Here is a 16,243-nt window from a genome sequence, read left to right on the forward strand (position 1 = left end):
GTCTACCAATTCGAAGGCCCCCGATTTCAACCGGGCGATCGCAGGCCTATTCCTTCTCCGCAGCGGACCTTCTCCCCGCTCCCCCCGTTCCGAACAGCCGGCGCAGTTCAGCACCCACACCCGAATTGTTCTTCGCCGCCGAAGTCGGTCTGGGTCGGGTAGTCGTTGTCGAAGCAGGCCATGCACATGCCGCCTTTGTAGTCGTCCTTGTTGTCTCCGCCAACCGCCTGGATCAATCCTTCACGGCTGAGGAAAGCGAGTGAATCCGCATTGATCTCCTGCCGGATCTCTTCCACCGTCTTGGACGACGCAATCAGATCACGCCGATCCGGCGTATCGATTCCATAGAAGCACGGATTTTTGAAAGGAGGCGACGTAATCCGTACATGCACCTCGATCGCTCCGGCATCACGCAGCATATTGACGATCCGGCGGGACGTGGTTCCCCGTACGATCGAATCATCGATCATGACGACACGCTTGCCTTCGACGACCCGGCGCACGGCGCTCAGCTTCATCTTGACGCCCTGCTCGCGCAGTTCCTGGCTGGGCTGGATAAAGGTACGGCCGGTGTATTTGTTTTTGATCATGCCCAGTTCGTACGGGATACCGGTCTGCTCGGCATAACCGATCGCGGCCGAGATACTGGAGTCCGGCACGCCGGTGACCAGATCGGCATCGATAAATGATTCACGGGCCATCATGGAACCCATCCGTTTGCGGGCAGAGTGCAGATTCGCACCGTTCATATCACTGTCCGGTCGGGCGAAATAAATATATTCCATCGAGCAGAGCGCCTTGCGCTGCGGCTCGGTATAGAAGTCTTCATGCAGTCCGTCCTTATTCAGCACCAGCAGTTCACCGGGCTTCACATCACGGACAATCTCCGCGCCAATCGTCTCCAGAGCACAGGTCTCCGAGGTGAAAATATATGCTTCCCCAAGTCTGCCCATCGTCAGCGGACGCAGTCCGTTAGGATCGCTGGCGACAATCAGCTGTTCATTCGTCATAATCATAAAGGCAAATCCGCCTACAATACGGCGAAATGCATCCTTGGCCGCTTCCACGAGCGGCTTGGACGAACGAGCGATCAGATGCGCCAGCACTTCCGTATCACTGGTCGTCTGGAAAATGGAACCCATCTCCTCCAGCTCGCGCCGGATCTGCGGTGCGTTGACGATGTTGCCGTTGGTCGCCAGTGCCAGCTCGCCTGCACGATAGCGGAATACGAGCGGCTGGGCATTACCGAGATGACTGCTGCCACTGGTGGAATAGCGTACATGACCGATCGAGATATCGCCGGTCAGCGTAGCCATCGTCTCTTTATCGAATACTTCCTTGACCAGTCCCATGCCACGGTGATAATGAAATTCGGTATGGTCGCTGACACAGATGCCGCAGCTCTCTTCACCACGGTGCTGGAGTGCATGCAGACCATAATAAGAAAGGGACGCGGCCCCCGGATGTCCGTAGACACCGAAGACGCCGCATTCCTCTTTTAATGTATCGAAAATATCGTTCGGACCGGTCCCCTGATTATAGTAGTCGCCGGTCCAGAGCGGCTGATTATTTAATTCATCAGACATGGAATCGCATCCTCCCAGACCTGACGCAGACTGCTTACCTCTTCCGCCAGGACTTGTTTGCCGTCCACTGTGATTTGTAGTTGTGCTGCAGATGTGACTTTACCGATGCGGCGAGCAGGTACTTTGTGCTCGGCCAGCTTGCTTTCCAGAACATCTGCCTGTGCTGCGGTTGCAGACAGCAGGATGCGGGACTGGCTTTCACTGAACAGCAGATGGTCATTACGCAAACCGATGCTTTTGAGGGCAATCTCTGCACCCAGCTTGCCGCTGATACAGGATTCGGCCAGTGCCACTGCGAGACCGCCTTCAGACAGATCATGCGCAGACTGTACCAGACCGCTCTGGATGCAATCCAGTACGCCGTCCAGCAGCTGCTTCTCTACGACCAGATCCAGTCCTGGCGGGCGGCCTTCGGTCTTGCCCTGTACGATGTACTGGAATTCACTGCCGCCCAGTTCCGCTTTGGTCTCGCCGAGCAGGAAGATCACATCGCCATCCTGTTTGAAGCCTTGCGTCGTAATATGATCGGTATCATGTACCAGACCGACCATGCCGACCACAGGTGTCGGATAGATCGAGCCGCGTGTATTTTCGTTGTACAGACTCACATTACCGCCGATAACCGGCGTCTCCAGTGCGCGGCAGGCGGTTGCCATACCGTCAACCGATTGCTCCATTTGCCAGAAAATATCCGGTTTCTCCGGGCTGCCAAAGTTCAGGTTATCCGTGATCGCCAGCGGTTCGGCACCAGAGCAGACGATATTGCGCGCCGCTTCGCTGACCGCGATTTTGCCGCCCACTTCCGGATCAAGATAGACGAAGCGAGAGTTGCAGTCTGTCGTCATCGCCAGTGCTTTGCATGTGCCGTTGACCAGTACCACCGCGGCATCCGAACCCGGACGAACAGCCGTACTCGTACGCACCATGTAATCATACTGGTCATACACCCATGCCTTGCTCGCTACCGTCGGAGAAGCGAGTATGGACTTGAGGGCGCCGCCCAGATCGGTTACTTCATCAAAGGCCGCTGTATCAATGTTGGCCATCTGCTCATAATAAGCCGGAACCGAAGAAGGCTTATTGTAGACCGGGCACTCGTCCACCAGCGCATGGACCGGCATATCGCCGACCACTTCGCCGTGATGATACAGCTTGAGACGTCCATCGTCCGTCACTTTACCTACTTTGGCACAGATAACGCCCCAGCGTTCGAAGATCTCCATCGCCTGTGCTTCGTCCTTGGGTTCCACGACGAACAGCATACGCTCCTGGGATTCGGACAGCATCATTTCATAAGGGGTCATGCCATGCTCACGCTGCGGCACCTGATCCAGATACAGCTCCAGACCATTGCCCGCCTTGCTCGCCATCTCGGCACTGGAGCATGTCAGACCGGCTGCACCCATATCCTGAATACCGAGCACGATGCCGGAGTCGATCAGTTCGAGACAGGATTCCATAACCAACTTTTCCATAAATGGATCGCCGACCTGTACCGCTGTCTTGCGTGCTTCAGATTCCTCGGTCAGCTCCTCGGAAGCAAATGTCGCGCCGTGGATACCGTCGCGTCCGGTTGGAGGGCCTACGTAAAAGACCGGGTTGCCTACCCCTTTGGCTACGCCGCGCTGGATCTTGTCATGATCGATCAGACCGACACACATCGCGTTCACGAGCGGGTTGCCTTCATAGCTCTCGTCGAACATCACTTCGCCGCCAACGGTCGGAATACCGATACAGTTGCCATAGCCGGCGATGCCGCCTACCACATGCTCAAACAAATATTTGACCCGGTCGCTCTCCAGTTTGCCAAAGCGCAGGGAGTTCAGGGAAGCGATCGGACGGGCACCCATGGAGAAGATATCACGGATAATGCCGCCTACGCCTGTCGCTGCACCCTGGTACGGTTCTACTGCAGAGGGATGGTTATGACTTTCAATCTTGAATACAACTGCCTGGTTGTCACCGATATCGACGATCCCTGCACCTTCACCCGGTCCCATGAGAACACGCGGGCCATCGGTCGGGAAACGTCTCAGCAGCGGCTTGGAGTTTTTATACGCGCAATGTTCCGACCACATTACACTGAATACGCCGATTTCCGTGTAGTTCGGTTTACGTCCGAGGAAACCGCAGATCAAATCAAACTCGGTGTCGGATACACCCATTTGTTTGTATAACTGCTGGTCTGCGACTTGCTCCGCCGTCGGTTCCTTAACGGGTGTTTGCTGCGTCATGTTGATCCCTCCAGGCTTTTAGAATAGATGTGAACATTTTCTTGCCGTCTGTTGAGCCGAGCAGTTCATTGACCGCGCGCTCCGGATGCGGCATCATGCCGACCACATTGCCGCGTTCATTGCTGATGCCTGCGATATCATGCAGGGAGCCGTTCGGGTTGTCTCCATATTGGAATACGATCTGATCATTGGCTTTCATCTGTTCGAGGGTCGCTTCATCACAGTAGTAATTGCCTTCGCCGTGAGCGATCGGGATAATGATCTCTTCACCTTCTGCATAATCGAGTGTGAATGGCGTCTTGTTGTTCGTTACCGTCAGCACCACATCATGGCAGCGGAACTTCATCGATCCGTTGCGCAGCAGTGCACCCGGCAGCAGACGCGCTTCAGTCAGAATCTGGAATCCGTTGCAGATGCCAAGTATATATTTGCCCTGTTCCGCCGCTTTGGCCACTTCTGCCATCACCGGTGCAAACTGGGAAATCGCGCCGCAGCGCAGATAGTCACCATAGGAGAATCCGCCGGGAACGAGAATGCAATCATACGCCGACAGGTCGGTCGCCGTGTGCCACACATAATCAACCGGTTCGCCAATCGTCTCTTCCACTGCCTTGAAGCAGTCGATATCACAGTTGGAACCCGGGAATACCAGTACCGCAAATTTCATGGAATTAACCCTCCAGTTCGAATCGGTAGTTTTCAACGACGGTGTTCGCGAGCAGCTTCTCGCACATCACTTTCAAGCGTTCTTCCGCTTCAGCACGGTTGTCCGTGTCCAGTTCAATCTCCATGTATTTACCGATACGTACACTTTCCACTTCATTAAATCCAAGAGAATGCAGCGCACCCTGTACAGTGGCCCCCTGTGGGTCAAGTACGCTTTCTTTGATGGTAACGTAGACTGTCGCTTTGATCATAATCTTCTCGTTCCTCCTTGGGATGATGACGCTTGAATGAGTGAATACGATATTGCTTTTTCGCTACAAAAGATTGATACGTTCTGGATATGGCGCTGCAATGCAGATTATGACGTAAATGGCTGCTGCCGGGATACGGCGCTGCGGGTACGGATCATTCCTGCAGTCGCTGTTAAGATCGGATATTTTTAAGCGTCCACTGCTGCGGACAATATCCGATCTTAAAGGCTCCTTTCGGAACGATTCCGTTCCCTCCGCTTGGCGAATGAGCAGCCGACCGTTTTTCTAGATTATGCATGAACCATGAACTGCGTAAGAACTAGCAAATACTGCTTGTGCATAGATAACGATACTCGCAAATCGATAGCAGCAGTTATGACTGGATATCGTAAGGAATAATTTAAATTCTCAGCATTGAGATACTGACGTTTGCTAAGAAGCCCTGGATTCTGATGAGTATATAAACTGCAGTATGATGTCATCACACATACTCAGGCACCCGGATGCTTTGCCCGTTCTCCTCAGCTGCTACACCAGTTTCAACCCCGTCAGTTTCTCGTAGATCGCGAGATAACGCTCAGCCGTCGCCTGCACGACTGCTTCCGGCAGCGGTTCCGGCTGGCTGTTTTTGTCCCAGTCGGTATTCGCCAGATACGTGCGGACCGGCTCCTTGTCCATGCTGTCGATCTCGATATCCAGCGCGTAATTGTCCTTGGCCCAGAAACGGGAGGAATCCGGCGTGAAGATCTCGTCGATCAGGATCAGCTTGCCGTCGATCAGGCCAAACTCAAATTTGCAGTCCGCCAGAATGATACCGTGCTGGTCGCAGATACGGCGGGCGAACTCGTACAGCTCGATGCTCTTTTGCTTGAGCTGCTCCGCGAGATCCGCACCGACACGATTTTTCATTTCGTCAAAAGAAATATCCTCGTCGTGCCCGACATCATTCTTGGCGGCCGGGGTGAATAGCGGGTTCGGGAAGACGCCATTTTTGCGCAGGCCTTCCGGCAGCCGGATGCCATTAACTTCACCGGTCTCCTGGTACTGACGCCAGCCGCCGCCGGTAATGTAGCCGCGAACGACGCATTCCATGTCGATCCGCTCGGCTTTGCGGGTCACCATGATCCGGTTGCGCAGCGCTTCACGGTCGCGGACGATATCGCCCAGCTGATCCACATCGATATGTACGACATGATTATCGATCAGATGCTTGGTCTCCTCAAACCAGTAGGCGCTCAGGCGATTCAGTACTTCTCCTTTGTGCGGAACCGGCGGGTCCAGTACATAGTCAAATGCCGATATCCGATCGGTGACGACGATCAGGTAATGCTCTCCCAGATCGTACAGCTCGCGTACTTTGCCCTTATAGATCAGTGGCGCGTCGATCAGATCGGCTGCCGTGGATAATGCCTGTGCTGTCATCTTGCGTTCCCTCTCCCTTTATCTCAACTTGGAATATAGCGTTTAGGCGCTGCGATCAGCCCTAGTACGACGATGCAGCAGCCTGATGCGCTCAATCTGTATCTGTGTATGTCATCCGCCGGAGGGATTAATCCAGGCCCAGCTTTTTGAAAATGGTATCGACATGCTTCAGATGCCATGCCGGGTTAAATGCATCCTCGATCTCTTGCTTGCTCAGCAGATCGGTAATCGCCGATGTCTCCAGCACGATATCCTGGAAGGAACGCTGCTCTTCCCACGCCTGCATCGCACGCGGCTGTACGGTATCATAAGCCTGCTCGCGGCTCAGTCCTTTGTCGATCAGCTTGGTCATGACGCGGCCGGAGAACGGTACACCGTACGTACGCTGCATATTGCGCTGCATATTTTCCGGGAATACGGTCAGATTCTTGATGATATTGCCAAACCGGTTCAGCATGTAGTTCAGCAGCATCGTCGCATCCGGCAGAATGACGCGCTCGGCGGACGAATGCGAGATATCGCGCTCATGCCACAGGCCGATATTCTCATACGCAGTCAGCATATGACCACGGATGACGCGGGACAATCCAGAGATGTTCTCGCTGCCGATCGGGTTGCGCTTGTGCGGCATTGCGGAAGATCCTTTTTGACCCTTGGCGAATGCTTCTTCGACTTCGCGGAATTCACTCTTTTGCAGAGCGCGTACTTCGGTAGCGAATTTGTCCAGTGATGTGGCTACCAGTGCCAAGGTTGCCATGTACTCGGCGTGACGGTCGCGCTGCAGCGTCTGAGTCGAGATTGGAGCTGGCTTGGTGCCTAGCTTGGCGCACACGATCTCTTCGACGCGTGGATCAATGTTGGCATAGGTTCCGACAGCGCCGGACATTTTGCCGTACTGTACACCATCTGCCGCATGGCGGAAGCGCTCCAGATTGCGTTTCATCTCTTCATGCCATAGTGCCATTTTCAGCCCGAATGTCGTCGGCTCGGCATGTACACCGTGGGTGCGGCCCATCATCGGCGTATTTTTGTAGGCTACCGCTTTTTCTTTGAGAATATCGATAAAGTTGATGATATCGCGCTCCAGGATTTCGTTCGCCTGGCGCAGCAGGTAGCCCAGTGCCGTGTCCACCACATCGGTGGATGTCAGGCCGTAGTGCACCCATTTGCGTTCTTCACCGAGACTCTCGGATACCGCACGGGTAAAAGCGATCACGTCATGACGCGTCTCCTGCTCGATCTCATAAATACGGTCGATATCAAAGGAAGCATTCGCACGCAGCTTTTGTACATCTTCCTGAGGGATAACGCCGAGTTCTGCCCATGCTTCACACGCACATATTTCCACTTCGAGCCAGGCTTTGAATTTATTTTCCTCACTCCAGATAGTTCGCATTTCCGGTCTGCTGTAACGTTCAATCATAAGTTTATTTATTCCTCCATATGTTCGTTTGGTTGATCCATGCCAGAGCATCTTCTATATTATGACACAGCACATTGATATGTCCCATCTTGCGCTTGTGCTTGGCTTCTTCTTTCCCATATAAATGGTACTTCGGTACGACGCCGAGCTGCTTGGCTGCAGCATCTGTCGACACCATCCGCTCCATCACAGCAGGGATATGTTCTCCGAGAATATTCACCATCACGACCGGCGTACGCAGCGCCGTGCTGCCGAGCGGCAGTCCGCAGATCGCCCGTACATGCTGCTCGAACTGTGACGTGTCACAGGCCTCCATCGTGTAATGCCCCGAATTGTGCGGACGCGGCGCCAGTTCATTCACATACAGCTGCCCATCTGCCGTACAGAACAACTCCACTGCCAGCAGTCCGACCGCATTCATCGATTCTGCGATATCCGCTGCCATCTGCTCAGCCCGGCGCTGCACTTCTTCCGGTACACGTGCAGGTATGATCGACAGATGCAGAATATTATCAACATGAATATTTTCTGCGACCGGGAAAGTAGTAATCTCTCCCTGCGTACTGCGGGCAGCGATGACGGACAGTTCACACTGGAAATGAATGAACTGCTCCACGACCAGCTCCGTGCCGGCTGCGCTCAGTTCCGTGTATGCCTGTGCGGCCTGCTCTTCCGAGCGAATCACGTACTGTCCCTTGCCATCATAACCGCCGGTCGCTGTCTTTAGCACACATGGTACGCCAAACTTCTGTACAGCCGCCAGCGTCTCTGCTGCGCTGGTCACTTCCGCATACGGTGCTACGATTGCACCTGCCGCTTCGATTGCCCGCTTTTCACGCAGACGATGCTGGGTTGTGTACAGCAGCTGACTGCCCTGCGGGACGTAGGATCGCTCGGCCAGCAAAGCTGCGACGCCGGCATCCACATTTTCAAATTCATACGTAATTACGTCCGCCTGCTCCGCCAATCTGCCGGCAGCCTCTACATCATCGTATTCCGCTGTAATCTGGCGGCTCACCTGACCGCAGGGCGAATCCGAAGCCGGATCAAGTGTAATGAACCGGTAGCCGAGCGGCGCGCCTTGCAGCACTATCATTCGTCCCAACTGACCTCCGCCAAGAATGCCTACCGTTGAACCCGGCGGAATCACTTTGCCTGCCTGTTGATGATTATGATCGGGATTCATAATTGTTCCACTCCCAGGGTATCACTGCTTTCCAGCACTTCCTGCTTGATCCGTTCACGGCGTGCTTCCACACGCTGCATCACTTCCGGGTCAAAAGCGCCGAGTATCTGGGCAGCGAGCAGTCCTGCATTGGTCGCGCCCGCTTTGCCGATCGCAACCGTGGCGACCGGAATACCACCCGGCATCTGTACGATCGACAGCAGCGAATCCAGTCCGTTCAGCGCGGCTGATTTAACCGGCACGCCTATAACGGGCAGCAGCGTCTTGGCCGCAATCATTCCCGGCAGATGAGCTGCACCGCCTGCACCGGCGATAATGACTTTGATCCCGCGGGACGAAGCCTGGTCTGCAAACTCAAACATCAAATCAGGTGTACGATGGGCGGAGACGACCTTTTTCTCATAAGTGATTTCCAGCTCCTCCAGCATCCGGCAGGCGTGCTGCATTGTTTCCCAGTCTGACTTGCTGCCCATAACGACAGCGACCTGTACTGACATGTGATAACCCACTTTCTGTAATTATAGATGGCTGCCGTACTGGCAGCGATATGGTAGGACACTGTTATTTACAGCATAACAGCATCATATTCTCACAGTATGAATGCATCTCTCCCGGATTGGTCATAAAAAAATCCGCAAACCCTGATCAGAAATAATATCGATCTTCAGGATTTCCGGACTTATCGGGTGCAGCAGACGGTCATTCATCATCAACACGCTGCTGCTGGGCAGATTGTTCCTCCATTTCCATACCGGAGCAGGCGGTTCCAATCTCGCTGCAGATTCCGCGGTGATGATGATCATCCGCTGTTCACCCTCGTAGTCCGGAAGTTTACGGTTTCCGGGTAGAAACTTCCGGGCCTTATCCCCGGTTTTATACGAGTCATTCGATTGTTGCATCGCTTCAAGCTACATTACACAGTGTACCAACCAGCTACATGCCATGTCAACTTAAAAGGCGAACGTTCATAAGTTCACATAATCAATCGTTCGTATTTTTATTGATTTAAACGCCTTTTTCAGATTGATTGCTGTCTAAATAACAAAAGACGCACCATTCATCCGCCTCCAAGGTAGAGGTGAAATACAGAATAGTACGTCTCATGCATCGTATGCAGTTGTCATGCGGAACGGTCTTTCTTTATTTTACAATCAATACCGGAATCTGTGCGTGCTGTACCACGTTGTGGCTGACACTGCCCAGTACGAACTCGCGGATACTGCCCAGACCGCGGCTGCCGATCACGATAACATCGGAGTTATGGGATGCGGCAAAGTCGAGTATGCCCTGCGCGGCATTCCCCTGGATCATCTCGACGTCAAATTTGTTCGGAATGCCGGACTCTTCCAAACGGCGCTTCGCTTCCTTGGCTGTCTGCATCGCCATTTCGTACAGTTCTTCATTGGATGTGGTTGGAACCGGTACGATGCCTTCTCCCATAAAGTAGCGCGGGAAATCAAACACGTGAATCGCGTCAATATGTGCCTCCGGATTGGCTTTGGCGAGTTCGACAGCACGGTTGAGCGCTTTGTTGGACGCTTTGGAACCGTCGTAAGCAAGCAGAATATTTGAGAATAACATTGTATTCCCCTCCCTTTCTTTCTATGACTGTATGCGCCCGCAGGCTGCATATATCGTGCACTAGCTGGCAGCATGCGGTATGTAGTTCTTCAGCAGCAGTAACAGCGGCGTGCAGCACTTTTTATTATATCACTTATTACATATATAACAGTACTGTTCACCAATGATCGCTGCCCTGCCAGGATGTCAGACTCTCACCTGCATGGTTTGGTAAAATGAATGCAGGCGCTTATACCCTAAATTACCCGAATCGCTTCCCTAATGAAACCAAAGACCCGGCTGCACCGCCAGGCCTTTGATTATCCATATCATTGGATAGGATATTCTCATATTCAAGTTATTTCTATACCGTGCAGCCTGCTTTCAGCTGAACCAGCGGTAAAATACATACCCGTACACCAGCACATTCAGCGCGAGCAGCAGCGGTACACCGATCACAAACGAACGATGCTTGGTCTTGTGCCTGCGCGTATACATGGATACCCAGATTCCCAGCGCACCGCCGATTGCAGCCAGCAGGAACAGGTTCTTCTCCGGTATACGATGCCGGGTGCGCCGGCGTTCGGCCCGGCTTTTGTCCACACTCATCGTAATATACGCAATACTATTGATGACCAGCAGCCATATCCACAGCAGCGACTCTGGCGTGATTGATCCCATCATGTTTCCGTCTCCTTATTGGTCTGTCAGGCTCTCCGGAATTTCTCCGGGAACGGTTCTGCATCTGTACAGCACGCCTCACGGAAGCGAGCTATTCACAGTATACCTTTTGAAAAGCCTCACAACAAACGGGATGCGTAACAAAGTGGAATCTTCCTTATACAGCCAGCTGTTTTTGGCATCATTAGGGGTGCGGTTTGTTCTTTTACTTTACAGCCTCAAATGTAAACAGCGTGCTCTGGAAGTCTTCATATTTCTCGATCAGGGCAATACCGTGATACATCAGTTCATCACCATAATACACCTGCTCTTCTTCCACACCATTTACGTTCATACGATACTGGCTCTGCGGATTCAGTCCTCTCAGCTTGAGACGACGCAGCGGCGGATTGGGCTCGCTCAGTACCTGGAAGTAACCGGCAAAAGCTTCCTGCTGATCTTCCGAGACAAACATCCATGCCGTACAGTTGCCCTCAAATGGACTGAGCAGACGATAGAATTCACCGAACTGAATCAGCTCACGCAGCTGCTTGTACTGGGCCACCTGTTTCCGAACTTCCTGCTTTTCTTTTTCGGTCAGAGAAGTCAGATCCAGTTCATAGCCAAAGTTCCCCGACATCGCCACATGCCCGCGCGTGGCAAAGGAAGTGAATCGTCCCACCTGGTGATTCGGTACAGCCGATACATGCGATCCCATCGAGCTCGCCGGATACACCATGCTCGTACCATACTGGATTTTCAGCCGTTCAACGGCATCCGTATCATCGCTCGTCCATGTCTGCGGCATGTAGTAGAGCATCCCCGGATCGAAGCGACCGCCGCCACCGGAGCAGCTCTCAAACAGCACATCCGGGAAAGCAGACGTGATGCGTTCCAGCACATTGTACAGTCCGAGCATATAACGGTGAGCCGTCTCCCGCTGGCGGTCTGCCGGCAGCAGGGCAGAACCGATCTCCGACATGTTACGGTTCATATCCCATTTCACATACGTAATCGGCGCCGAAGACAGCACGCTGCTGACCGACTCGACGATATAGTCGCATACATCCTGACGGGACAGATCCAGAATCAGCTGTTGACGGCCCATCGAGCGGCTGCGGTCCGGCACATGCAGACACCAGTCCGGATGGCGGCGGTACAGATCGCTGTCCGGTGAGACCATCTCCGGCTCAAACCACAGCCCGAACTGCATACCGGTTGCCACGATGTCATTGGCCAGTTTGCCCAGACCTTCCGGCAGCTTGCGGCGATCTTCCACCCAGTCGCCGAGCGAGGTGCGGTCGTCATCCCGGTGACCGAACCAGCCGTCATCCAGCACGAACAGTTCGATACCCAGTTCCTTTCCGGCTGCGGCGATACTTTTGATTTTTGAAGCATCAAAGTCAAAATACGTCGCTTCCCAGTTGTTGATCAGAATTGGACGTACTTTGTCACGGTGCGTACCACGGCTTAGACGTGTACGGTACAGTCGGTGATAGGTACGCGACATCCCCCCGATTCCCTCTGCCGAATGGACGAGTACCGCTTCCGGGGTCTGGAACGTCTCGCCCGCTTCCAGCTTCCATTCAAAATCAAACGGAGACAATCCTATCTGCATCCGCGCCGTACGGAACTGATCCACCTCGACCTGTGCGATAAAGTTACCGCTGTAGACCAGACTCATGCCATAGACCCGACCATGATCTTCGGTCGCCCCTTTTTCCAGCAGGGCAATAAACGGATTATGCTGATGACTGCTGGAGCCGCGCTTGCTCTCTACACGCTGCAGTCCCGGAGTCAGCGGGCGGTAATGAACATGCCGCTCCCTCACCCATGCGCCGGACAGATGCATCATCTCATACTGATCCTCATGGAAATCCACACTGCTGCTCAGCGCGCGCCGGATCGATACCGTCTCGCCACCCTGGTTATGCAGACGGACTGCCCGTGTAATCGCATTCAGCTCACCGAATACGGAGTACTGTACAATCGCTTCCAGACCGGTCAGTTCATCGCGGAGCGTAATTTCCAGCGTATCGGCTTCGCTGTCCTGCTCCACATAGGTCGCAGGCAGCCCCGGCAGTCCCGGCTTGCCTGCCGTAATCCGGTGGCTGACATAATGCAGATCATTGACTGTAGAACCGTTGGGCAGCATCACTTCAAAGGCTGGCTCCCGGTAATCCCCGCGTCCGTATCCCGGATATTCCTGCGGCAGGGTGTCGAAGGAGAAGGTGCGATCTTCATCGTGGTAGTTCGGGCTGAACGATGCCCGTTCGATTCTGCGCAGCAGACTGCCTACGGTAGAGTGCCGGAGTACCGGTCCCCAATATAAATGCGCCAGATGGCGGTCATGGATAAGCTGGATCACATAGCTCGTTGAAGACGTTTGCAAATGAAAAGTCTTTTGCTGATCATCGTAAAATATGGACATAAATAGTTCCTCCTGATCAGCCTGCCTGGACGGCTGGCTGCATATTCGCTTTGATCCGCTTCGTATAGTTGCTGCGGATTACACTTTTATCTTATCCTGTCTTGCCGGTCAGGCACATGGCATGATGCAAGCAAATGATGGCACGATATGTAATGGGGCGGTATTCCAGCATTCACTCCAGAAAGGAATAAGAGCACGTCCTCCGGTTAAGCCTGGAGATCCTTGAGTGGTGGGAAGGAATGAGGATCTCCAGGTTTAAATATCGTCCGCTGCTCTTATTTCCTTTCTTGCGTTCCGTGCTTGATCATCTTTGGGGAGTTGAAAGTTTTGGCAGATACATCGCAGGGTTAGCGTTTGGGCTTGCTTTGGAATCCTCTATCTTTTATCCTTCATCTTGCATTCGCTGGTTCATTTCATGGATGAATCGCTCTGTAATCTGCTGGGGGCGGGTAATGGCTCCCCCGACTACGACGCTGTATACGCCCAGTTCGAGGCAGCGGGCTGCCATTTCGGGGGTGAGGATATTTCCTTCTGCCACGATGGGTGTCGAGATGTGCTGAAGCATTTCTTTTAAAATGGAAAAATCGTTCTCGTACAGCTTTTGCCCCTGGGTCTGTTCGGTGTATCCAACCAGGGTTGCTGAGATCAGGTCGAATCCAAGGCGCTCTGCTTCCTGGCCCTCCTCGACTGTGGAGACGTCTGCCATGAGCAGGAGCTGTGGGTACTGCTGGCGGATTTGTTGTACGAGTTCGCTCAGGCTCATTCTGTCCGGTCTTGGTCGATTGGTCGCGTCAAGGGCAACGATCTCGCAACCGGTTGCGGCCAGTTCGGCAATTTCACGCAGTGTCGGTGTGATGAATACCGGATGATCGCCGTAATTGCGCTTCACGATTCCGATCACCGGCAGATTCACCTCTTTGCGGATTTCGGTAATGTCCTCTGCGGTATTGGCACGGATACCCGCAGCGCCTCCCTGCTGGGCAGCGAGTGCCATTTTGCTCATAATAAACGAACTGTGCAGTGGTTCATGTTCCAATGCCTGACAGGATACGATCAGCTTACCTTGCAAACCCAGATCATCGAGCTTCATTGATTATTCCCCTCTCGTTGATATACTTTTGTTTTAGCTCTTTCCCAGCTCTTTTATATCTCTTTTGTACCTTTTTTGCATGAAGTTCTTACATATATTGTATCCTTTATTATCCACGTGATGTTTTCAAAATTCAATTTCAGGCGTGATGTCGTGATAATTCGATTTTGATTCATTAAAATATTATGACGTTATTCTCATTCCTCATACTTCTCCTACTACGAAATTAACTATGAAATGTAAAAAAGCGAACCTTCCTCCTCAAAGGAATGTGGTCCGCTTTTCTAATATTCCAATCTGATACTTATACTGCAGCCAGGCTTATTTCTCGGCAATCTTCATATCGTTCAACATCTTGTCACTGAATCCGAACAACCATGTTAGTGCAAAGCCGACGGCAATCGCCACCACATTGCACAAAATGTACATCGGCAGCTGGGAATTCAGATACAGCAGTGTACCAGGCAGTACGGTGATCGCCATACCGGTTCCGGCCAGATGCAGCAGTGAAGCGAGGAATCCACCCGCTGCCCCGCCGATCAGACCCATAATGAACGGTTTCATATACCGCAGGTTCACCCCGAAGATCGCAGGTTCCGTAATACCGAGGAATGCGGAGAAGGAAGATGGCAGTGCCAGCGCTTTCAGCTTCGTATCCTTCGTTTTCAGACCGACAGCCAGACAGGCCGCTGCCTGTGCCGCCATCGCACAGGTGATGATCGCATTAAATGGATTGGCGCCTGTACGCTCCAGCAGCTGGATTTCCAGCAAATTGAAAATATGATGCACTCCGGTAACGACGACGATCTGATGCAGACCGCCAATCACGATACCGGCCACCCCGTAAGGCAGATTGAGCACAGTTGTCGTTACGTTTAGTACCACTTCCTCCAGCGAGTGGAAGATCGGACCGATCGCAAACAGACCCAGCGTAATCATAATCAGCAAAGTCAGAAACGGCGTCAGGATCAGATCAAGCGCTTCGGGAATACGCTTACGCAGAAAACGTTCCAGCTTCGCTCCGAGCAGACCAACCACAAAGGCAGGAATCACCGAGCCCTGATAACCAACGACCGGAATAAAATCGAAGAATCGAAGCGCTTCCGCAGAACCGTCAGCGACTGAATAAGCATTCGGCAGCGCCGGGTTAACGAGCATCAGGCCGAGAATAATACCGAGTACCGGGCTACCACCAAAGACCCGGAATGCCGACCAGGCGACCAGTGCCGGCAGGAAAGCAAATGCCGTATCTGTCAGTACTTGCGTATACAGCAGGAAGTTCGGCGAGATCTGATCCGGAGTCATGCCGAACAGTGCCAGAATCTGCGGCTGGGTCAATAGTCCACGCAGCCCCATGAACAATCCGGTCGCGACCAGTACCGGAATAATCGGTACGAATACATCCCCAAATGTACGAATCGCCCGTTGGAAGCGGCCGCCCTGCTGCTTGGCCTGACTTTTCACTTCTTCTTTGCTGGAACCGTCGAGCCCCAGCTTTTCCATCTCTTCATAGATTTGATTGACCGTTCCGGTACCGAAAATGATCTGATACTGCCCGGAATTGAAAAAGGCCCCTTTGACCTTATCGATATTCTCTACCTGCTTCTGGTCGATCTTTTCCTTGTCGTTGACCATAATCCGCAGTCTTGTTGCACAGTGGGCAAAGGAAGCGATATTCTCTCTTCCGCCAACCGCATCCAGCACTTCCTTGGCAATCTCATGATTTTGTGCCAT

General features: G+C 53.0%; 14 protein-coding genes and 1 riboswitch. Of the genes, 1 reads left to right on the plus strand and 13 read right to left on the minus strand.

Annotation, left to right across the window (positions count from 1 at the left end):
* Positions 1-107: 107 nt before the first annotated feature.
* Genes purF through purS form a run of 4 tightly spaced genes read right to left on the minus strand, consistent with a single transcriptional unit; the run spans position 108 to position 4,737 of the window.
* Positions 108-1,586, minus strand: coding sequence for an amidophosphoribosyltransferase (gene purF, locus M1D61_RS18960; RefSeq protein WP_458120150.1), 1,479 nt, complete (start codon positions 1,584-1,586; stop codon positions 108-110).
* A complete protein-coding gene (gene purL / locus M1D61_RS18965) occupies positions 1,571-3,820 on the minus strand; it encodes a phosphoribosylformylglycinamidine synthase subunit PurL (RefSeq protein WP_458120151.1) in 2,250 nt (749 codons plus the stop codon). Before purL ends, purF begins: the two co-directional genes overlap by 16 nt.
* Positions 3,798-4,487 (minus strand): phosphoribosylformylglycinamidine synthase subunit PurQ, encoded by a 690-nt coding sequence (gene purQ / locus M1D61_RS18970; protein WP_046213912.1) that lies wholly within the window; start codon positions 4,485-4,487, stop codon positions 3,798-3,800. Before purQ ends, purL begins: the two co-directional genes overlap by 23 nt.
* Positions 4,488-4,491: 4 nt before the next feature.
* Positions 4,492-4,737, minus strand: coding sequence for a phosphoribosylformylglycinamidine synthase subunit PurS (purS, locus tag M1D61_RS18975; RefSeq protein ID WP_046213913.1), 246 nt, complete (start codon positions 4,735-4,737; stop codon positions 4,492-4,494).
* Between the two features lie 36 nt (positions 4,738-4,773).
* Between purS and M1D61_RS18980 the strand changes: the two genes are divergently transcribed.
* Positions 4,774-4,929: a hypothetical protein gene (locus tag M1D61_RS18980; protein ID WP_458120152.1), complete on the plus strand. Its 156-nt coding sequence runs from the start codon at positions 4,774-4,776 to the stop codon at positions 4,927-4,929.
* A 336-nt stretch (positions 4,930-5,265) separates the two neighbouring features.
* On the opposite strand, the gene M1D61_RS18985 is transcribed toward M1D61_RS18980, so the two are convergent.
* The 9 genes from M1D61_RS18985 to M1D61_RS19025 all read right to left on the minus strand — a co-directional run bounded on the left by M1D61_RS18985 (position 5,266) and on the right by M1D61_RS19025 (position 16,243).
* Positions 5,266-6,159 (minus strand): phosphoribosylaminoimidazolesuccinocarboxamide synthase, encoded by an 894-nt coding sequence (locus M1D61_RS18985; protein ID WP_458120153.1) that lies wholly within the window; start codon positions 6,157-6,159, stop codon positions 5,266-5,268.
* A gap of 127 nt (positions 6,160-6,286) precedes the next feature.
* Positions 6,287-7,582, minus strand: coding sequence for an adenylosuccinate lyase (gene purB / locus M1D61_RS18990; RefSeq protein ID WP_458120154.1), 1,296 nt, complete (start codon positions 7,580-7,582; stop codon positions 6,287-6,289).
* A gap of 4 nt (positions 7,583-7,586) precedes the next feature.
* Entirely contained in the window at positions 7,587-8,768 is a 1,182-nt protein-coding gene (gene purK / locus M1D61_RS18995) for a 5-(carboxyamino)imidazole ribonucleotide synthase (protein ID WP_458120155.1), read from the minus strand.
* Complete coding sequence (gene purE, locus M1D61_RS19000) at positions 8,765-9,265, minus strand: 5-(carboxyamino)imidazole ribonucleotide mutase (protein ID WP_458120156.1); 501 nt, start codon at positions 9,263-9,265, stop codon at positions 8,765-8,767. Before purE ends, purK begins: the two co-directional genes overlap by 4 nt.
* 302 nt (positions 9,266-9,567) lie before the next feature.
* A riboswitch (purine riboswitch) is annotated at positions 9,568-9,669 on the minus strand.
* Between the two features lie 239 nt (positions 9,670-9,908).
* Complete coding sequence (locus tag M1D61_RS19005; protein WP_458120157.1) at positions 9,909-10,349, minus strand: universal stress protein; 441 nt, start codon at positions 10,347-10,349, stop codon at positions 9,909-9,911.
* 363 nt (positions 10,350-10,712) lie between these two features.
* The gene (locus M1D61_RS19010) at positions 10,713-11,012 is read right to left on the minus strand and encodes a DUF1294 domain-containing protein (protein ID WP_458120158.1); all 300 of its coding nucleotides are present in this window, start codon (positions 11,010-11,012) and stop codon (positions 10,713-10,715) included.
* A gap of 202 nt (positions 11,013-11,214) precedes the next feature.
* Entirely contained in the window at positions 11,215-13,419 is a 2,205-nt protein-coding gene (locus tag M1D61_RS19015) for an alpha-galactosidase (RefSeq protein WP_458120159.1), read from the minus strand.
* 382 nt (positions 13,420-13,801) lie between these two features.
* Positions 13,802-14,509, minus strand: coding sequence for an N-acetylmannosamine-6-phosphate 2-epimerase (locus M1D61_RS19020; RefSeq protein WP_458120160.1), 708 nt, complete (start codon positions 14,507-14,509; stop codon positions 13,802-13,804).
* 321 nt (positions 14,510-14,830) lie between these two features.
* On the minus strand, positions 14,831-16,243 hold the full coding sequence (locus M1D61_RS19025; RefSeq protein ID WP_458120161.1) for a sucrose-specific PTS transporter subunit IIBC: 1,413 nt from the start codon (positions 16,241-16,243) through the stop codon (positions 14,831-14,833).

Source organism: Paenibacillus sp. Z6-24, from assembly GCF_054161335.1.